The sequence below is a fragment of the Litorimonas sp. RW-G-Af-16 genome, from assembly GCF_048319245.1.
In the GTDB taxonomy this organism is placed as follows: Bacteria; Pseudomonadota; Alphaproteobacteria; order Caulobacterales; family Maricaulaceae; genus Litorimonas.
On record NZ_CP166993.1, the window covers coordinates 465,831 to 485,078 of the forward strand.

Consider the following 19,248-nt stretch of genomic DNA (forward strand, 5'->3'; position numbering starts at 1 on the left):
CCTAAGACGCGCGTAGAGCTTTTTCAACGTATGTGTCTAAGAGCTGTTCCAGTTTTTCAATCAGCTTGTGCTGCCTGACGGGCTTAGTGAGATAGTCATTCATGCCAGCTTGCAGACACAGCCCGCGATCATGCGACAAGGCGTGGCCCGTTAGCGCAATAATCGGTAGGCGGGCCAAGCCCTGCATCCGCTCAATCGCGCGAATTTGACGAGTCGCGTCATAACCGTCCATCACGGGCATAGACACGTCCATCAAAATCGCTGCGTATTCTGTCGGGCCATCGCTAAACATGCGCACGGCTTCTGCGCCGTCATGGGCAAATACTGGGCGATAATCGCTGTCTTCTAGCATTAGGCGCACAACGTCTCTGTTTAACGCGAAATCTTCAGCAACAAGTATTGGAGTTTTGGACTTAACGGATATAGGCGGCTCGGATGGTGGGGAGATCGCCTGTTTGGGTCTAGGTGGTGCGCTCGCCACGGCCGTTTGAACCGCGCTGAGAAGGCGTTTTTCGCGCACAGGTTTGACGATGTATTGTCGTATCCCGATCTCTGCCAAGGCGCCGCTATTGATGTTTTGGTCGCATGAAGACAGCATAATCATGGGCGGCGGGTGGCCCTGATAGAGAGACTTTATCTGCCGCGCCAAATCTTCGCCGTTACAGCCGGGCATCTGGTAGTCCAGCAAGATAAAATCGATCTTTTGTTCAAGATGGCTTTGCCGACCGATAATGTCTATCGCCTCTAGGCTATTGCAACTGGTCAGAGTTTTCACGCCCCACATAGCGAGTTGTTCTGATAGCACGATGCGATTGGTTTCAATATCATCGACGATCAGCGCGGTCTTCCCAACCAGCGAAGTAAAGTCTGGCACCTCAATCATGGCATCAAAGTCCAGTGGCATTGGCACGATGAAACCAAAAGACGAGCCTTCGCCGACAACAGAAGACACCTGCATCCGCCCGCCCATCATTTCAATAATGCCTTTTGAAATCGTCAGGCCCAGCCCCGTTCCGCCGTAAACGCGCGTCGTGCTTCCGTCCGCCTGTGTGAACTTATCAAAGATATTGGCAAGCTTTTCTTCCGCAACACCAATGCCTGTATCAATCACATTGACGGTAATAATGCCCAGTGTGTTGCGCTCAACCACGTCAACTTTGATTGTGATATGACCTTGGTCCGTGAACTTAATAGCATTGCCAATCAGGTTGATCAGAGTTTGGCGAAGGCGACCAATATCGCCGATAAATGAGCGAGGCATGCTGACGGGATAATCGATAATCAGCTCAAGTCCCTTGTCTTGGGCCTCGCTTCGCAGCATTGTCGTCAAATCATTAATAAGAGTTTTGAGATCCATCGGCACAGGATCAAGCTCCATCGCGCCCGCCTCGATTTTAGAGAAATCAAGAATATCATTGATGATCGATAGCAGAGCCGTCGCGGAATTGTTGATCACATCGACAAACTCTCGCTGACGGCTTGTCACGGGAGAATTTGCGAGCAGTTCTGCCATGCCCAAAATGCCGTTCATAGGCGTGCGGATTTCATGGCTCATATTGGCAAGGAATTCTGACTTAGCCTGATTGGCCGCAATCGCTTGATCCTTCATGCGTTCTAGCTCGGCAGAGCGGCGCACATCGGCAGTGATGTCTTTCACGAAGGCCCGTATTTTGATCGGCCGCCCGTCTTCGTTTCGGATCAATTCACCACTCGTGCGGCTCCAGCGTTCATTGCCTTTGCGACTAACCGTGCGGCAGCTCACTTGAAACTTAGACTGCGTAGATGACAGGCTAGCAATCGCTTTTTTAAACTTCGCGCGGTCGTCTTGATGAACGATCGTGATAATGCCAGCTTCTTCGACCTTTCGCTTATCCTCTTCGGAGAGATAGGCGCGAAACGATTCAGATAGACGATATTTTTTCGTCTCAAAATCATATGTCCAATATCCAGAATTACCGAGCGCCAGAGCCGACTCCAGCATTTCATCTTTTTCAACTAACTCGCTGACGTCAGTCGACATAGAGACTGTCAGGCCATTCGGAAGTGTTTTGCGCAAATGTCTATGGGTTGTGCCGTCGCCTAGTGTCAGGAGATTTTGCGAGGCGAAATCAGGCGTATCTTTTTTGTGCCGAAGATCACGCGCGCTTAGTCGCTGGCGTTCTAAAAACTCGGCGGTGATTAGCCCGTTTTTAATCATCAGATCATGACAGTCACTTAGCTTATCGCCGACTTGTAATTGATCTGGAGAAATCCCTAACTGGCGATAGACTTCATTGCTTATCAGTTGATACCGTAGGTCTTCATCCAACACGCTTACACCCACATTCAGGGCGCTGCAAAGCGTATGCAGAAGTTCCGCTTCATGGCCTTCTGCCACGGACTTTGCATTCGGTGTATTGAGGGGGTGGGGAGAGGAGGTGTCCCGATGTGTCACGCGCTGTGCCCTTATTATTTGATCAAATCACTCCCACAACCTTTTGGCTAGGACGATATGATTAACAAAGCGCAAAACTGACTGTATGAATGTCGTATTGATTGTACTGCCATTTAAGCAAAAAAAACCGGGCAAACGCCTCAGCGCTGCCCGGTAAAGTCTTCGCAATTCAATCGGGGAGAGTGAACGCGGTAAAAAACACAGGCAACTAAAGGGGAGGACGCTGCCGTGTTCTGATACTGATATAGGTAACGCAAACCCGACTTTGAACACATAGCGCCGCAAGTAAGCTATGCAAAAAAGCATAGCTTTGCTGAAATCTGTTCAGGAATGGGTCATATTGCACAAATATCGCGCTTAAAGCTGGTAATTATCCCAGTTTTTCGCTGTCCGCATCAGGAATTCGCGAAAGACCTTGGCCTTGACCGACCCGCGCAACTCGCTGGGATAGACAAAGAACAAATCAAATGATTCGCCGCGGAGCTTTGGCAGCACCCTGACAAGGCGCGTTGAGGACGCTGTCATATAATCCGGCAAGCCTGCCAACCCGATGCCTGCCTCTGCGGCCCGCATAATACCATGCAGGTTGTTGACGGTCATAACAGGTGTGCGCGGTTTTCCCTCTCGTCCGACCGACAACACCCAATTCGCGCTGTGCAGATTTTTGGGCATTAGGTCGCCAAAGGCGACAATTTTGTGATTATCGAGGTCTTCCGCAGATGTAGGGGCGCCGTATTCCGACAGGTAATTATGGGACGCAAATAGCGATTGCGAAATACGCCCCAATTTGCGTTCAATCACATCCCCCTGTGTGGACGGCCAGGGCCGCAAGGCGCAATCCACATCAAACGTCGACAGGTCGTGTTCCTCGTCTTCCAAAATCAACTGCACATCAATATCGGGATAAGCCTTGAGGAAATCTGGCAGGATTGACGTCAGCCAGTTAGAACCCAGTGAGATTGGCGAAGAAATGCGTAGCGTACCCTCAGGCGCTTGGCGGCTGTTTTTGACATTGGCTTCCACCATGGCAATCCGCTGAGCCACGTTCTCTGCCGTCTCAAACAACATCCGGCCCTGCTCTGTTAGGGTGAGGCCGCGCGCGTGGCGATGAAAGAGCGGTGTGTCGAGACCTTGCTCTAGCGCCGTGATTTGACGGCTGACGGCGGATTGAGAAATACGCAATTTATCAGCAGCTCCCGTTAGCGACCCTGTCTCGGCCGCCGCGTGAAACGTCTTCAATTTATCCCAGTCGAGGGAGTCTGGCATCTATTCGCCCATCTATTCTGCCGCTTCCTGCATAGCTTCCATCTCAGATATGTACCGCTCGGCCTCCAAAGCCCCCATGCAGCCAAGGCCCGCCGCCGTCACGGCTTGGCGGTAGACTTCATCCGAAACATCGCCTGTCGCGAATACGCCAGGAATATTCGTCGCTGTGCTGTCAGGGGCCGTAGTAATGTAGCCGCCTTCATTCATGGCGACATGCCCTTTAAAGATTTCAGTCGCAGGCTTGTGGCCAATGGCGATGAAAATACCGTGGGTAGGCTTGTCATAAACCTCACCCGTTTTGACGTTTTTCAGGCGCACACCTGTGACATTTGGCGGATTATCTTCGCCGAGAATTTCTTCCAATGTTGTGTCCCAAAGGACTTCGACTTTGTCATGATTGAATAAGCGCTGCTGCAGCATTTTTTCAGCTCTGAGCGTATCGCGGCGATGGATCAGGGTGACTTTGGACGCAAAATTAGTCAGGAAGAGCGCTTCTTCAACGGCTGTATTGCCGCCGCCTACGACGACGATTTCTTTGCCGCGATAGAAGAAGCCATCGCATGTGGCACATGCAGATACACCGAAACCCTGATATTTTTGTTCACCTGGTAGGCCGAGCCACTTGGCCTGTGCGCCCGTTGCGATGATCACGGCATCTGATGTGTAAGTCTTGCCGCTATCGCCTTTCATCACGAAAGGACGGACTTTGAAATCAACATCAATGATGGTGTCTTCATAGAACTCTGTGCCAAACTTCAGCGCATGCTCTTTGAACTTTTCCATCAAGTCCGGCCCCAACACTTCGGGGAAGCCCGGATAGTTTTCAACATCCGTTGTGATCGTCAACTGACCGCCAGGCTGCAGCCCAGCCACAATGCCAGGCTTTAACATAGCTCGCGCAGCGTAAACGGCGGCGGTATAACCCGCTGGGCCAGAGCCAATAATCATGACGGGGTGATGAATAGTCTCGGACATGGTAATCTCGCTAAATTGGTTGCGCACATTAGATAGGGTGTGACGGGCGGATTCGCAATAAGCGGGCGGGTCAACCTTGTGTATAGCTTCGTCGCGGCGAGGCGCGCTAATTCAAGACGGCGCCGCGGCTATCCATATGCGCCCAAACCTGTTCGGCGATCCGCGTGGTTTCATCCAGCGCGGGATAGTCCTCGCCCGACATCTGCCCCGCCCACGGTACAACACCGCAACGCGTGGTCAAAGCCTGATAGAGTTGTATGAATTTCCCTGACTTTCCTTGCATGGGTAATGTAAAAACAGGTTTCCCTGTGCTGCACGCTTCAGTCAGCATATTGGTGCTGTCTTGCGTCACGAGCAGCACGTCTCCGCCGCCCAGAAACGCGAAATAAGGATTGGGCTCGCCAGTATTACCGGCACTGTCATATAGCCAGACAGTCTTGTGTTGGCGCGCGAACTCTCGCCAGGCTGCTCGTGCATGGTTCGGCGTGCGGCGAGAGGTTGAAACCAGCACGCTGTGCCCCGCCGCGCGGAACGCCTCTGCGGCCAGCAAATGCGCCTTGCAATCCGCTTCTGTCAGCGTGTGCGACTTTGAATCTCCGCCAATCAAGAAGGCAGCGCGCGGCATGGGGAGGGGCTTGAGCTGCGCCGCCATCTCCAGCGTTTCGCCCGCTATCCGATCTCGCGTGGCGCGGTTGGGGGAGCCAATCATCGTCTCAACATTTGGTCCAGACAGTGCGTCATGTTCAGGGGCTATGACGAGGTCAAATCGCTTGGGGTCAATCCGAGGGTCTTGCACATAAACCGTAAAACTCTCAGGCCAGTGTTTTTTTATCGCCAGCAAAGGCGCAATCGCTTGTCGCCCGCATCCAATGACCAAGTTAGGCACAGTCTGGGGGAGGCCAAACTCTGCGGGTGAGCCACGCATAGAAAGCTGCAAGAGCGGGGGAAGCGCTTGGAATATAGCGCTACTCGTGGTGTGGTGCTTTGAAATTTTAAGAGGTCGCATCTGGGACATAGCTTCCGCCAGCCCCAGCGCTTGGTTTTCAATCCCGCGCCGCCCGTCGGAGATAACCCAACAGTTCAACGCGGCAGCGGCCATTACTTATACGTGACTTCGAGAATTTCGTAGCCTTTTGATCCGCCCGGCGCGATCACTTCGAATGTGTCGCCAACTTCCTTTGAAATCATAGCGCGCGCGATCGGCGACGTGATAGACACTTTGCCGTTTTTCACAGACGCTTCGTCTTCACCAACGATTTGGTAAGTGCTTTCCTCGTCCGTATCTTCGTTCACGATTTTGACAATCGCGCCAAAGCGGACAACGTCGCCTGACATATTGGATGTATCAATGACTTGCGCCAAAGATAGCTTTGATTCGAGTTCTTGAATCCGACCTTCAATAAAGCCCTGCTTTTCTTTCGCAGCGTGATATTCTGCGTTCTCGGACAGATCGCCGTGATCGCGCGCAACAGAGATTGCGTTGATGATCTCTGGGCGTTCCACAGATTTCAAATGCTTTAATTCTGTCTCAAGAGCGGCGTGTCCGCCCACTGTCATTGGGTATTTTTGCATCGGGATGTCCTAAAAATTCTAAGCCGCAATCAGGTAAGGGTTAAACCGTCAAAATCAAGTAAAGAATGCGCGTTTCCGCGCATTGTTCAAGCCATTGCCGCCTTTCTATTTGCTTTCTGTCCGTTTCCTTACCTAAAGTTTATCGTTTTACGATAATTATTTCGTGACAGGTGCGACAAAATGTGTTATTGAAAAACAATAAGGAGAAATCCCTTCGAATGGGTTCCCTCCTTATGCGACTGCCCAAATGGGTGCCACCGGAAGAGCGGTCGTTTCATTCAACACAAAAGGAGAGACACGAATGACACATTTTTTTAACACAGCTACGAAAACCCTCGCTGCCATTGCTTTGATCGGCGGTAGCCTTGCGCTCACGACGCCAGCTTTCGCCGTTAGCGGCGCGTCGAAGAAAGTCTCGGTGAACTTTGATAAATCCGAGCTAGAGACCACAGAAGGCCTCGCCAAGGTTTATGCCAAATTCGAAGAAACAGCAGCTAAGAATTGCTCGCGCGCCGATAGCAATACGGTTTTAGACCGCGTCGCTGAGGGAGTCTGCACCCGCCGTCTTATACGCGATCTGGTCAGAGACGTCGATCACGCAGATCTAACCGCGTATTACGAAATGAAGAAATCAACGTAAATACGGTGTGGTCCTGTCTGCAAGACGGCTCTCTGTTGAGGGCCGTTTTTTTATGGCCGAAGCGTAGGAGTAGGGGGTTAAAAAAAACGGCAGGGGTGCCACCCTGCCGTTAAAAATTTGTCCAGCCAGAAAATCGAAAGGAGACGAAAACTCTATAGGACTGTGAAAGATTGCTTAAGTTTCATGGGAGAGTCAAGTGGATAGACGTCGCACCTAATCCGCCGCGATGCTCTGCAGACTTTCGACTTGATAATCCGATTGGCTTAAATCCTTGATCGCCTCAACCGTTGCGCGGGCGGCAGCAGCTGTGGTGAAATAGGGAATTTTTTGCGTCAGAGCCGTGCGGCGGAGCGAGAAGCTATCTTTCAAAGATTGCTTGCCGGACGTCGTATTGAAAACTAGCTGCACGTCGCCGTTTTTCATGGCGTCCACGATGTGAGGGCGACCTTCATGAACTTTCTTGACGTATTCGACCTCAATGCCTTGCTCGCGTAGATATTTTGTTGTGCCGCCTGTTGCGATAATCGAGAAGCCGAGATCGATGAGGTCGCGCGACAGTTTCGCCATAAGCGGCTTATGTTCCTCGCGCACAGAGATGAAGACTTTGCCTAATTTTGGCAAGTTCACACCGCCGCCGAGCTGGCTCTTGGCGAAAGCCATGCCGAAAGTCTCCGACAAACCCATGACTTCGCCAGTCGAACGCATTTCAGGGCCGAGCACGGTGTCGACGCCTGGGAAACGCGCGAAGGGGAATACGGCTTCTTTGACCGCAATATATTTTTGAGGTTTTGTTGAGAGGTCAAACTCGGACAACTTCATGCCAGACATCACTTTCGCCGCGATGCTCGCCACGGGTAAGCCAATGGCCTTGGCAACAAATGGCACCGTATGGGAGGCCCGCGGGTTGACTTCGATCAAGTAGACCACCTCATCCTTCACCGCGAATTGAATATTCATCAGCCCGACAACGCCAAGTTCCAGCGCGAGGACTTTCGCCTGCCTTGCCATTTCATCTTGGATGGATTGTGAGAGCGTATAGGGCGGAAGGGAACAGGCACTATCACCCGAATGGACGCCCGCTTCTTCGATATGCTCCATGATGCCAGCGACAAAGACATCCGTGCCATCGCAAATCGCATCGACATCAACTTCGATGGCGTCGCGTAGATATTGGTCAATCAGCAGCGGCGATTTGCCAGACACTTTTACGGCCTCGGTGATATAGCGCGTCAGTTCTGTATCGCTGTCCACGATCTCCATACCGCGACCACCTAGGACGTTAGAGGGACGCAGGACGAGGGGGTAGCCGACAATATCAGCCGCCGCTTGCGCTTCTTTGGCATTGCGCGCAATCATATTATTGGGCTGTTTTAAGCCGAGTTTTTCAACCAAAGCTTTGAACCGCTCGCGGTCTTCGGCGCGGTCTAGCGCGTCGCGTTTGGTGCCAAGCAGCGGGATGCCGTTCTCTTCCAACGCTTCAGCCAGCTTCAGCGGTGTCTGCCCGCCAAACTGCACGACAACACCGAGCAAATCGCCCTTTTCCATTTCTGTCGCGATTAATTCCAGCACGTCTTCTTCGGTGAGGGGCTCGAAATAGAGGCGGTCAGATGTGTCGTAATCTGTTGAAACAGTCTCAGGGTTACAATTCACCATAATTGATTCAATGCCAATATCGGCCATGGCATAGGCCGCATGGCAGCAACAATAATCAAACTCGATCCCTTGGCCAATACGATTTGGTCCGCCGCCAAGGATGATGACTTTCTTTTTGTCTGACACTCGTGCTTCGTCTTCGACCTTCCCGTCAAAGCTCGGCACTTCATAGGTGGAGTACATGTAAGGCGTCTTGGCCGCGAACTCTGCCGCGCAGGTATCGACGCGTTTATAGACGGGGCGAACTTCAAGCTTGCGCCGCGCTTTGCGGACTTTTTTCTCTGACAGGCCAACCAGTTCACCCAGACGCGCATCGGAGAAGCCTTCGGATTTTAGGGCTCGGAATGTGGCCGCGTCTTGCGGCAAGCCGTTCTCGCGCACCCACGCCTCAGCCTTTACCAGTGTTTCAATCTGGCGCAAGAACCAGGGGTCAAAGCTCGTATATTGCTGGATTTTCTCCATCGTAAAACCGTGACGGAAGGCTTGGGCGATGACCAAAATACGGTCAGGCGCTTGGATAGACAGCCGCGCTTTGATCGCCGCTTTCAGGGCGTCTGCGTCCATATCGGGCGTCCCGATTTCAATTTCGTTCAGGCCCGTGAGGTCAGTCTCAAGCGAACGTAGCGCTTTCTGTAAGCTCTCCGTGAATGTCCGTCCAATCGCCATCGCCTCGCCCACAGAGCGCATGGCTGTGGTCAAAACAGGCTCAGCGCCGGGGAATTTCTCAAATGCAAATCGTGGAATTTTCGTGACAACATAGTCAATCGTCGGCTCGAACGCGGCGGGCGTCGCGCCTGTGATATCATTGTCCAGTTCATCCAGCGTGTAGCCCACAGCCAGCTTAGCCGCGATTTTCGCAATCGGAAATCCTGTGGCTTTGGAGGCCAGTGCAGAAGAGCGCGATACGCGCGGGTTCATTTCAATGACCACCATGCGCCCGTCTTTCGGGTTGATCCCGAACTGCACATTTGACCCACCAGTCTCCACACCAATTTCGCGTAGGACTGCGATGGAGGCGTTGCGCATGATCTGGTATTCTTTGTCAGTGAGCGTGAGGGCAGGTGCGACGGTGACGCTGTCGCCCGTATGCACGCCCATTGGGTCGATATTTTCGATCGAGCAAATGATGATACAGTTATCGGCTTTGTCGCGGACAACTTCCATTTCGTATTCTTTCCACCCAAGCAAGCTCTCATCAATCAAGACTTGATTGGTGGGGGAGGCGGCAAGGCCAGAGCGCACGATTTCTTCAAATTCTTCAATGTTATATGCGACACCGCCGCCTGTTCCACCCATGGTAAACGCGGGGCGAATGATTGCTGGCAGGCCTGTATAATCGAGCTTGGACACAGCTTCCGCGACACCCGCTGTAATGTCGCCCGCAGGTGCCGTCACAATCGTCGCGCGTGGGTTTTCAAGGCCGATCTTAGTCATAGCTTCGGCGAAACGCTCGCGGTTTTCAGCCTTATCGATAACGTCCGCTTTCGCGCCGATCATCTCGACGCCGTATTTTTCCAGCACGCCCATCTCTTCCAGCGCCAGCGCCGTGTTCAAGGCTGTCTGTCCCCCCATGGTCGGGAGGAGGGCGTCAGGTTTTTCAATCGCGATAATCTTCTCGACGATCTCGGGCGTGATCGGCTCGATATAGGTCGCATCCGCCATACCGGGATCTGTCATAATCGTGGCAGGGTTGGAATTGACCAAAATAACGCGATAACCTTCATCTTTCAGCGCTTTGCAGGCTTGGACTCCGGAGTAATCAAACTCACAGGCTTGGCCGATAATGATCGGGCCAGCTCCAATGATCAGGATGCTGGAAATATCAATACGTTTTGGCATGAATTGGACCCTAAATGTGCAAGAATCTGGCGCTAAAAACCAAATTGTCCCCCCATAGAGAAATGCCGGCCTCGATACAAGTGGTGGCGGAGGCAAAATTCATGCTAAGTCGTGGGTAAAATGATAATTGAGGCCGATTTGGCTCTGCTACGTTTGGGCTTTCTTCTGCTTGCAGTCATTATTCTGCACCGCTAGTGTGGGCGGGAATAAGAGGGTGTTATGGTCAATCGGCGACAATATGCGAGACGGTCCAATTTGGGCGGTAGACGACGTGGCGGCGGCTTTCGCTGGCAGATTATGATCCTATTTGCGATTGGCGCAGCGGTTTATTACTTCGCCAACCAAGAGACCGTCCCGATCACAGGCCGCAAGCAGCTCCGCACGATGGATGCGAATGCAGAGATGCAGCTCGGCCTGCAAAGCTATCAGCAAATTCTGGCCGATAGTCAGGTGCTACAGCGCGGGCCAGTTGTGGATGCTGTCAATGAAATCGGCGTCCGCCTCGCGCGCCAAGCCGAAGGCATGATGGTCGAAGAGACTGGCGAAGAAACGGGCTTTGATTGGGCTTTCAACGTCATCGAGTCAGAGCAAGCCAACGCTTTCGCCCTGCCAGGTGGCTATACGGCTGTCTATACGGGGCTGATCCCGATTGCGGAAAATGAAGACGGTTTAGCCGTCATTATGGGGCATGAAATCGGACACGCGCTGGCCCATCACGGGGCGGAACGCATGGCGCAGCAAAATATGCAGCGTATTGTCGGCGCAGGCGTCGCTATGGGCGCTGGCGGGATGGATGCGGGCGCGCAACGGGCCGTCATGGGCGTGTTTGGCGGTATCAGCCAATACGGCTTCGCATTGCCATTTTCGCGCAAGCACGAATCAGAGGCCGACGAGATCGGGCTCTATTTAGTGGCGCGCGCTTGCTATGATCCACGCGAAGCGCCGCGTTTATGGGAGCGTATGGGCGCGCAAGCGGGCGCAACTCCGCCAGAGTTTCAATCCACTCACCCATCTCCCGATACACGTATTCAGGATTTTCAGCGCCTCATGCCGCGCGCCATTGAAATCTATAATGCGTCATGCCCCAATAAAATTAGGTAGATTGTGACGGATACTGTCTTGGTCACTGGCCTGTCTGGCTTCATTGCGTCTCACGTGGCGGAGCGTTTGTTGGGCCGAGGATTCGCTGTGCGCGGCACCGTGCGTGACAAGAAAAAAGGTCAGGCGATTGTTGATAAATTAGCCGTCAATGGCGTTGATGTGACCGCGCTAGAATTAGTCGAAGCGGACTTAGACTCCGATGCGGGCTGGCACGATGCCGTGCAAGACTGCCGCTACATTCAACATATCGCCTCACCATTTCCGCTAGAAGCGCCGAGTGACCGCGAAGCGCTGGTTCCGGCGGCCAGAGCTGGCACCATGCGCGTGCTTGAAAACGGCTTCGGTGCAGGCGCAGAACGCATTGTCATGACATCATCCATGGTCGCAATGATGGGCCAGAAGGGGCGCGGTAGTCATATGCGGGTGACCGAAGACGATTGGTCAGACCCAGATTGGCGTCCATTAACAGCTTATCCTGTTTCCAAAACTCGGGCAGAATTATCGGCATGGGCCTATGTCGATGCGCAACCTCAAACAGACCGCGAGCGCCTGACGACGGTTTGCCCTGGCATCGTATTTGGCCCCGATACTTATAAAAATGGCGGCGCGTCGCTGGGCTTGATCAAAGCAATGTTCGAGGGTGAATTCCCGCGCGTGCCAAAAGTCGCTTATCCCATTATCGATGTCCGCGATTGCGCGGCAATACATGTGAAAGCGATGACGCAAAAAGAGGCTGGCGGGCGTCGTCTTATGGCGGCGGGGGAAACGCTATGGTTCCAGCAAATCGCAGAAATTTTAGCCAAGGCCTATCCGCAGGCCGAGAAACTGCCAAAGAGCGAATTTCCGAATTTAATGGTGCGCCTCGTCGGCCTATTCGATGACCGTGTGAAAGGCGTTTTACCAGATCTCGGCATATTTCACGAGGCAGATGCGGCTTATGTGAGCAGTTTGACTCACGTCATGCCGCGCCCCGCCAAGGAGGCGATATTGGCGGCGGCTGCGAGTTTAGTCGCGAATGGCGATGTAAAATTGCCGAGCTAGCCCGCTTACAACGCGTCGGCAAACCGTTCAAACAAGTAGAAGCTATCCTGAGGCCCGGGGCTGGCTTCGGGGTGATGCTGCACGGAAAAGACGGGCTTGCCCTTCAGGCGGATGCCGCAATTTGATCCGTCAAACAAGCTGACATGTGTTTCTTCAACTGTGGCAGGCAAGCTCTCACGATCAACGGCAAATCCATGATTCATTGATACAATTTCGACTTTGTTCGTTGTGTAGTCTTTGACGGGATGGTTCGCGCCGTGATGGCCTTGATCCATTTTGATGGTCTTGCCCCCCAACGCCAATGCGAGCATTTGATGACCTAAGCAGATGCCCAAAATTGGCATACCAGCAGCGACAATATCTTGAATTTGAGGGATCGCATATGCGCCAGTTGCGGCAGGGTCGCCCGGGCCGTTGGACAGCACAACGCCGTCTGGTTTGAGTGCGAGAATATCTTTCGCCGGTGTCTTGCCCGGGACAACTTTCACCGCAAGTCCTGCACTGACGAGGCTACGCAAGATGTTACGTTTTACACCATAATCAATCAGCACAACTTTCTTCAACCCGTCATGATTTTTGTGACCATCAGGCCAAACCCAGCGGGCTTCCTTCCAATCGAAATCAGCCTCAGTCATGACGTTTTCGGCCAAATCAGCGCCGACAAGGCCGTTCCAGCTGCGCGCTTTTTCTGTCAAAGCTGCAATGTCAAATTTGCCTTTGGGGTCGTGCGCAATCACGCCGTTCGGCATGCCGTTTTCGCGAATGTGTGAGGTGAGGGCGCGGGTATCAATGCCTGAAATACCAATGATTTTTCGCGCTTCGAGCCACGCGCCAAGTTCGTTATCAGAGCGCCAGTTGGAGGCTGGCGTCACGGCGGCCTTAAAAATTGCCCCGCGCGCGGCAGTTTCGGCGCGCGGTGTAGAAGCTTCTTCGTCTTCAACCGTAGTGCCTGTATTGCCAACATGCGGGAAGGTGAAGCAGACAATTTGTTGGGCGTATGACGGGTCAGTCAGAATTTCTTGGTAGCCCGTGATCGAGGTGTTGAAACAGACTTCGCCGACAGCGTCGCCAATATGGCCGAGGCCTTCGCCGTAAAAGACATCGCCACTGGCCAGAACCAGAACGGCAGTCGGTGTTTTTGTCGGAATATAAGGCTGTGTCATATCGGCTTTGGACCTCAAAAGCTGTCGAATCCGATCGTCCCAAAATGTCGCGGGCTGATCTCGAGGGGTTGTAAGGATGTCATACCGCAGTGCAAGTGTTTATTGCGGCTTTTGGCGGTATGTCGTGGTCAGTGTGTGCGACCGAGCACCCTTAAAGCCTTGGCAAAGTCACCTCGGATGTCTATATGACGTCCCTTAGACAAAGCGTATGGGGCACGCGAGCAAGATTATAAGTAGGCAAAGCCTACGGAAAGTTTGTTATGACGGCGACGCTGCGAGATCAAATTACCGACTCCATCAAGACGGCTATGAAAGAAAAAGACACCCTACGTGTGTCCACACTTCGGCTTGTGTCAGCGGCGATTAAAGACCGCGATATTGCGGCGCGCGCAGAAGATCGTTGCCAAGGCATTGACGATTCTGAAGTGTTATCGCTTTTGGCAAAAATGGTAAAGCAGCGTGAAGAGTCTGCCAAGACATACGAAGATAACGGCCGTCCTGAGCTGGCCGAACGCGAACGTCAAGAAATTGAAATCGTGCGCGACTTCATGCCAAAGCCGCTCTCAGAAGACGAGCTAAAGACGGTGATCGCAGGGCTGGTCGAGCAGTCTGGCGCAACGTGCCTCAAAGATATGGGCAAGATCATGGGCATGTTGAAGACGGACTATGCGGGTCGCGTGGACATGGGCAAAGCGGGCGCTGTCGTGAAGGGTCACCTCTGCAGCTAGTCAGGCAAACTGCGCCGCCATTGCGGAGCGGCGTGTAAGATAATTTCAAATTTTCGGAACCATTGGTCGCGTCCGTCATTCCTTATATATAGCAACTTAAGGAAATGATTTATGCAGCCTCTGAAAACAGAGACACTCGAACTAACACTTGATAATAATATTGCCGCCATGTCCGTGACTGGCGAAGTCGATCCAGACACGCTTCAAAAGACGATTGAATGGATTGAGACGGCCTCCAATGATCATGAAGATCTAACGATTTGTGTTGATATGGCGAAAGTTGATTTTGATGGCCTCGCCGCAATCAATAAAGAATTCCGTAACATCGGACGCGTGCTGCGTTATGCCCATGACGTCGATAAAGTTGCGGTCATGTCAGACAGTCAATTCATCCGCAATACGGCGGAAGTTGAAGGCTCCGTCATTCCAGGGCTTGAAATCAAAGCTTATGACCTAGACGAAATCGCCCCCGCAACAAATTGGTTATCAGATGATGATGGCTCAGCTCATCAAACACAAATGCAAGAATCAGTTTTGCTAAAGCAGGACAATCAAGAAGATACAGCTGGTAAAATCATCGACAGCAATGTGTCTGTCGCAGGTGTCAAAACGCCAGAAGAGCCCTCTGATAATCCTTGGGATAACCTGGATGTCAAAGCCGCCATAAATTAGCCTACCAAACATGATTACACGAAATGCGGGTCTTCGGAGCCGCATTTTTTTTGCCTATATTCCAGACTCGCATTTTTGACGCGTTCGCCCTACATCTAGCCTATGCGGTTTGGTGAGAATTTCCTCGACGAAGTCAAAGCTCGCACGCGGGTTTCCGACGTGGTGGGTCGGCACGTCAAATTAAAGCGTCAGGGCCGTGAATTTGCGGGCCTCTCTCCCTTTACCAACGAGAAAACACCCAGCTTTTTTGTCAATGACGAGAAAGGGTTTTACCACTGTTTCTCCTCTGGCAAGCATGGCGACGGCATCAGCTTTTTGATGGAAGTCGAAGGTCTGTCCTTCCCCGAAGCCGTCGAAGCCCTTGCTGGCATGGCAGGCATGGAAATGCCCAAATCAGACCCGCAGGCCGAACGTCGCGCCGCCCGCAATAAAGCCACCATCTCTTGGATGGAGCGCGCACAGGAATTTTTTGAAAAATCACTCTATCGAGCGGACGGGGCAGAAGCGCGAGACTATCTGAAAGGGCGAGGCCTGACGCAGACAGCGGCCAAGAATTTTGGCATGGGTTATGCGCCCAACAATTTCTCCGCCTTAAAAGATGAGTTGATTGCACAAGGTGCCACGGATGCCCAGCTTATTGAGGCGGGGTTGTTGGTCGAACCTGATGATCGCTCGCGCGGGTCATGGGATCGTTTCCGCAACCGCATCATGTTTCCAATTCACGATACGCGTGGGCGTTTGGTCGCCTTTGGCGGACGCGCGATGGAGAAAGATGCGAAGGCCAAATACTTGAACTCCCCCGAGACCCCGATATTTTCCAAAGGGCGCTTGCTTTATAACTATCACCGCGCCCGCAAAGCCTTGGCCGCGCCGCAGAAATCCGCGCGCGGCATGATCGTGGCGGAGGGTTATATGGACGTGATTGCGCTGTCCCGCGCTGGGTTCGAACACACAGTCGCGCCTATGGGAACAGCTTTGACCGAAGACCAGTTGGATTTGCTGTGGCGGGCAGGGCCAGAACCCATCCTCTGCTTTGACGGCGATAAGGCAGGGCTGCGCGCCGCCTACCGCTCCATTGAACGCGCATTGCCGCTGATCAAACCGGGTCAATCGCTCCGTTTTGCGCTATTGCCAGAAGGCCAAGATCCAGACGACCTGATCAAAGCTAAAGGTGCGCAGGCAATGCAAACCATTTTGGAAAACGCGATCCCTCTCGTCGACATGCTCTGGCAACGAGAAGCAGAAGCGGAGACACTAGACACGCCCGAAGCCAAAGCAGGCTTGAAAGCGCGAATATTCAATGCGCTCAACGAAATCACCCATGACGACGTCAAGGCGCTCTACCGAACGGAACTCCTGGCCCGCTTTGACGCCGCCTTTGGCTGGAAAGCGCAACGCAACTATGGTCGTCAGCGCAATGATGAGCGGAAGGCGGACAAGCTCGCGACGAAAGCGGCAGGCCAATCGCTCGCCCAAAACTCCCGCCGTGAGGCCACATTGATAGGCGCAATCATACTGTTCCCAGAGCTATTGACCCTTGTGGATGAGCGTCTATTTGAGTTGGAATTCACTGACCCCGTTTGCATCCGTTTGCAGCGCGGCGTGTTGTCTTACGTCCGAGTCACAAAAGCGGTTGAAAAATCGAGTCTTTATGCCCATATGGTGACTGAAGGACTGGAACAGGACGTAAAAGCTCTGTCTCAGCGCCGCGCATTGATCAATGCGGCGATGGGAGGGGCGTCAGCAGAGTTGAGTGACAAAGCGGCGATTTGGAACACCGAAGCCGATGCCCTATCGGGTCAGCACCAACCAGATGAGATATCCCATGAAACCCGGTCCCGCTTTGCGGAGACAATCCGCTCGGATAATGCAGATGCCCTCAAGCGTCTGAAACGTGCTGCCTTGAAAGCGCGAGATTAGTAATAATGGCCTTATTTCCGTGCTGGGGGTGAGGCTAACCTTATTTTAAAGTCTGGCGTCCATGGCGTAGGCTTTAACACGCGGAGTGTTCCCATATGGCAAAAGCTGCCACAAAAAAAACGACGGCCAAAAAGAAGGCTGCCCCCAAAAAATCACCCAAAGACCTAGAGCAAAGCGCAGACGATTTTCTTGCTGCTGCTGAGACTGGGACAGAGGTTGGTAAGGCTCAGCCTGCCGACAATAGCGCGAATACGCGCCTTGATCTCGAAAATATGGAGGTCAAGCGTATGTTGGTGGAGGCGCGCAAATCCGGCCTGCTGACAACCAAAGACCTCAATAAGCATTTGGACATTGACGGAATTTCTGCCGAGGAAATCGAAGTTGTCTTGGCCCAACTCTCCGACATGGGTATTTCCGTGATCGAAGAGAAAGTCGAAGAGACTTTGGGGCCGAAGACCCTCGCTCGATCCGAGACCACAGCGGTCAAAGGCGGCAATTCGAAAGAAGAACTCGATAGCACGGATGATCCTGTTCGGATGTATTTGCGCGAAATGGGCGTGGTCGAACTGCTCTCCCGCGAAGGCGAGATCGCGATCGCCAAACGCATCGAGGCCGGCAAAGACACGATGATCAAGGGCCTGTGCGAATCTGCGCTAACCTTTGAAGCGATCATGATTTGGCGCGAAGAATTGGCCGAAGGTCAAATCCTGCTGCGCGATATTATCGATCTGGACGTGACCTATAACAAAGCTATCGGCAATATCCAAGAAGACCGCTCGGCCCTCGCTGTCCGTCGCGAAAAAATCGAAAAAGGCGAACTTGAAGCCCAAGAGGGCGACCTAAAACCGTTGGCTGAAGAGCGCAAGGTCAAGATGCCTGAGCGCAATTATGAAGAAGGCCAAAAGCCCATCGATGATGATGAGGACGAGGAAGAAGACAAGGTCAACGTCTCTATGGCGTCGATGGAGGCTGCCCTCCGCGAAGACGTTATGGAGAAACTCGACCGCATCGCTGCCGATTTTGGTCGCTTCCAAAAACTGCAGCAAATGCTCATCCGCGCGCGCTTGTCCGGCAAAAAAATGCGCAAGCCGCAGGCCGAAGAATATGACGCTATCCAGACGCAGATCATTGAAGAGATTAAATCTCTCCAACTTAACAATGCCCGTATCGAAGCCCTGATTGATCAGCTTTATGCAATCAACAAACGCTTTATCAGCCTAGAGGGTCGCTTGATGCGACTTGCGGATGGGAATGGTGTACCGCGTCAGGAATTCCTCACTGCTTATCTGGGGTCTGAATTGAACCCAAATTGGGTTGAGGACATGACGGGTTCCTCCGAGGCTTGGGATCGTTTTATCAAGCGCGAAGGCCGCTCGATCGAGAAGCTCCGTGATGAAATCGGCGAGTTGGCTCAAGAAACTGGCGTGCCTGTCGATGAATTCCGCCGCATTGTGCAGACTGTGCAAAAAGGTGAACGTGAAGCGCGTCAGGCTAAGAAAGAAATGGTCGAGGCCAACCTTCGCCTCGTGATTTCTATTGCCAAGAAATACACTAATCGCGGCCTGCAATTCCTCGACCTCATTCAAGAGGGTAATATCGGCCTGATGAAAGCGGTTGATAAATTTGAATATCGCCGTGGTTATAAATTCTCGACCTATGCCACATGGTGGATTCGCCAGGCGATTACGCGCTCTATTGCAGACCAAGCGCGGACAATCCGTATTCCGGTTCATATGATTGAAACGATTAACAAAATCGTGCGCACCTCGCGTCAAATCCTGCATGAAATCGGTCGCGAGCCAACGCCTGAAGAATTGGCAGCAAAGCTCTCCATGCCTTTGGAAAAAGTGCGGAAGGTGATGAAGATCGCCAAAGAGCCAATCAGCCTCGAGACACCGATTGGCGACGAAGAAGACAGCCAACTCGGTGATTTTATTGAGGACAGCAATGTCATCCTGCCAATCGAAGCGGCGATTCAGTCTAACTTGCGTGAGACAACCACGCGCGTTTTGGCATCCCTCACTCCACGCGAAGAACGCGTGCTGCGCATGCGCTTCGGGATCGGGATGAACACGGACCACACGCTCGAAGAAGTCGGCCAGCAATTCTCTGTCACCCGAGAACGCATCCGCCAGATCGAAGCCAAAGCTCTGCGCAAACTGAAACACCCAAGTCGAAGCCGAAAGCTACGCAGCTTCCTAGATCAATAAATGGCTAGAGCCGTCCCTTGAAAATGGGGACGGC

Annotated in this window: 14 protein-coding genes; 7 read left to right on the forward strand and 7 right to left on the reverse strand. The window is 52.8% G+C overall.

Translation table 11 applies throughout. The features are described 5' to 3' along the window. Position 1 precedes the first annotated feature (1 nt). The 5 genes from AB8615_RS02225 to greA form a co-directional block, all read right to left on the reverse strand. Positions 2-2,434 carry a response regulator gene (locus AB8615_RS02225; protein ID WP_409433321.1) on the reverse strand — a complete coding sequence of 811 codons (2,433 nt, stop codon included), beginning with the start codon at positions 2,432-2,434 and terminating at the stop codon, positions 2-4. Positions 2,435-2,791: 357 nt separating this feature from the next. After that, positions 2,792-3,700, reverse strand: a complete 909-nt coding sequence (locus tag AB8615_RS02230; protein ID WP_409433322.1) for a LysR family transcriptional regulator — start codon at positions 3,698-3,700, stop codon at positions 2,792-2,794. 12 nt (positions 3,701-3,712) lie between these two features. Beyond that, on the reverse strand, positions 3,713-4,675 hold the full coding sequence (gene trxB / locus AB8615_RS02235; RefSeq protein WP_409433323.1) for a thioredoxin-disulfide reductase: 963 nt from the start codon (positions 4,673-4,675) through the stop codon (positions 3,713-3,715). A 106-nt stretch (positions 4,676-4,781) separates the two neighbouring features. After that, positions 4,782-5,774, reverse strand: coding sequence for a mitochondrial fission ELM1 family protein (locus AB8615_RS02240; protein ID WP_409433324.1), 993 nt, complete (start codon positions 5,772-5,774; stop codon positions 4,782-4,784). Beyond that, entirely contained in the window at positions 5,774-6,247 is a 474-nt protein-coding gene (greA, locus tag AB8615_RS02245) for a transcription elongation factor GreA (protein WP_409433325.1), read from the reverse strand. Before greA ends, AB8615_RS02240 begins: the two co-directional genes overlap by 1 nt. A gap of 301 nt (positions 6,248-6,548) precedes the next feature. Between greA and AB8615_RS02250 the strand changes: the two genes are divergently transcribed. Beyond that, the gene (locus AB8615_RS02250) at positions 6,549-6,887 is read left to right on the forward strand and encodes a UrcA family protein (protein WP_409433326.1); all 339 of its coding nucleotides are present in this window, start codon (positions 6,549-6,551) and stop codon (positions 6,885-6,887) included. A 213-nt stretch (positions 6,888-7,100) separates the two neighbouring features. Here AB8615_RS02250 and carB read toward each other — a convergent pair whose 3' ends face one another. Further along, positions 7,101-10,379, reverse strand: a complete 3,279-nt coding sequence (gene carB / locus AB8615_RS02255) for a carbamoyl-phosphate synthase large subunit (RefSeq protein WP_418152566.1) — start codon at positions 10,377-10,379, stop codon at positions 7,101-7,103. A 219-nt stretch (positions 10,380-10,598) separates the two neighbouring features. On the opposite strand from carB, the gene AB8615_RS02260 reads away from it, so the two are divergent. Together AB8615_RS02260 and AB8615_RS02265 are read left to right on the forward strand one after the other, a co-directional pair. Then, positions 10,599-11,480 carry a M48 family metallopeptidase gene (locus AB8615_RS02260; protein ID WP_409433328.1) on the forward strand — a complete coding sequence of 294 codons (882 nt, stop codon included), beginning with the start codon at positions 10,599-10,601 and terminating at the stop codon, positions 11,478-11,480. Between the two features lie 3 nt (positions 11,481-11,483). Next, complete coding sequence (locus AB8615_RS02265; protein WP_409433329.1) at positions 11,484-12,521, forward strand: NAD-dependent epimerase/dehydratase family protein; 1,038 nt, start codon at positions 11,484-11,486, stop codon at positions 12,519-12,521. 5 nt (positions 12,522-12,526) lie between these two features. On the opposite strand, the gene carA is transcribed toward AB8615_RS02265, so the two are convergent. After that, positions 12,527-13,684: a glutamine-hydrolyzing carbamoyl-phosphate synthase small subunit gene (gene carA, locus AB8615_RS02270; RefSeq protein WP_409433330.1), complete on the reverse strand. Its 1,158-nt coding sequence runs from the start codon at positions 13,682-13,684 to the stop codon at positions 12,527-12,529. Positions 13,685-13,944: 260 nt separating this feature from the next. Here carA and AB8615_RS02275 point away from each other — a divergent pair, with 260 nt between their 5' ends. The 4 genes from AB8615_RS02275 to rpoD all read left to right on the forward strand — a co-directional run bounded on the left by AB8615_RS02275 (position 13,945) and on the right by rpoD (position 19,214). Next, a complete protein-coding gene (locus AB8615_RS02275; protein ID WP_409433331.1) occupies positions 13,945-14,412 on the forward strand; it encodes a GatB/YqeY domain-containing protein in 468 nt (155 codons plus the stop codon). A 111-nt stretch (positions 14,413-14,523) separates the two neighbouring features. Next, positions 14,524-15,084: an STAS/SEC14 domain-containing protein gene (locus AB8615_RS02280; RefSeq protein WP_409433332.1), complete on the forward strand. Its 561-nt coding sequence runs from the start codon at positions 14,524-14,526 to the stop codon at positions 15,082-15,084. A gap of 102 nt (positions 15,085-15,186) precedes the next feature. Continuing rightward, positions 15,187-17,004 (forward strand): DNA primase, encoded by a 1,818-nt coding sequence (dnaG, locus tag AB8615_RS02285; RefSeq protein ID WP_409433333.1) that lies wholly within the window; start codon positions 15,187-15,189, stop codon positions 17,002-17,004. Between the two features lie 95 nt (positions 17,005-17,099). Further along, complete coding sequence (rpoD, locus tag AB8615_RS02290; RefSeq protein ID WP_409433334.1) at positions 17,100-19,214, forward strand: RNA polymerase sigma factor RpoD; 2,115 nt, start codon at positions 17,100-17,102, stop codon at positions 19,212-19,214. Positions 19,215-19,248 lie beyond the last annotated feature (34 nt).

Coding starts and splice junctions, on each gene's coding strand:
- trxB (WP_409433323.1), bottom strand. CDS start 4,675: ATGTCCGAGACTATTCATCACCCCGTCATGATTATTGGCTCTGGCCCA.
- AB8615_RS02280 (WP_409433332.1), top strand. CDS start 14,524: ATGCAGCCTCTGAAAACAGAGACACTCGAACTAACACTTGATAATAAT.
- AB8615_RS02250 (WP_409433326.1), top strand. CDS start 6,549: ATGACACATTTTTTTAACACAGCTACGAAAACCCTCGCTGCCATTGCT.
- AB8615_RS02260 (WP_409433328.1), top strand. CDS start 10,599: ATGGTCAATCGGCGACAATATGCGAGACGGTCCAATTTGGGCGGTAGA.
- AB8615_RS02275 (WP_409433331.1), top strand. CDS start 13,945: ATGACGGCGACGCTGCGAGATCAAATTACCGACTCCATCAAGACGGCT.
- rpoD (WP_409433334.1), top strand. CDS start 17,100: ATGGCAAAAGCTGCCACAAAAAAAACGACGGCCAAAAAGAAGGCTGCC.
- greA (WP_409433325.1), bottom strand. CDS start 6,247: ATGCAAAAATACCCAATGACAGTGGGCGGACACGCCGCTCTTGAGACA.
- dnaG (WP_409433333.1), top strand. CDS start 15,187: ATGCGGTTTGGTGAGAATTTCCTCGACGAAGTCAAAGCTCGCACGCGG.
- AB8615_RS02240 (WP_409433324.1), bottom strand. CDS start 5,774: ATGGCCGCTGCCGCGTTGAACTGTTGGGTTATCTCCGACGGGCGGCGC.
- carA (WP_409433330.1), bottom strand. CDS start 13,684: ATGACACAGCCTTATATTCCGACAAAAACACCGACTGCCGTTCTGGTT.
- carB (WP_418152566.1), bottom strand. CDS start 10,379: ATGCCAAAACGTATTGATATTTCCAGCATCCTGATCATTGGAGCTGGC.
- AB8615_RS02230 (WP_409433322.1), bottom strand. CDS start 3,700: ATGCCAGACTCCCTCGACTGGGATAAATTGAAGACGTTTCACGCGGCG.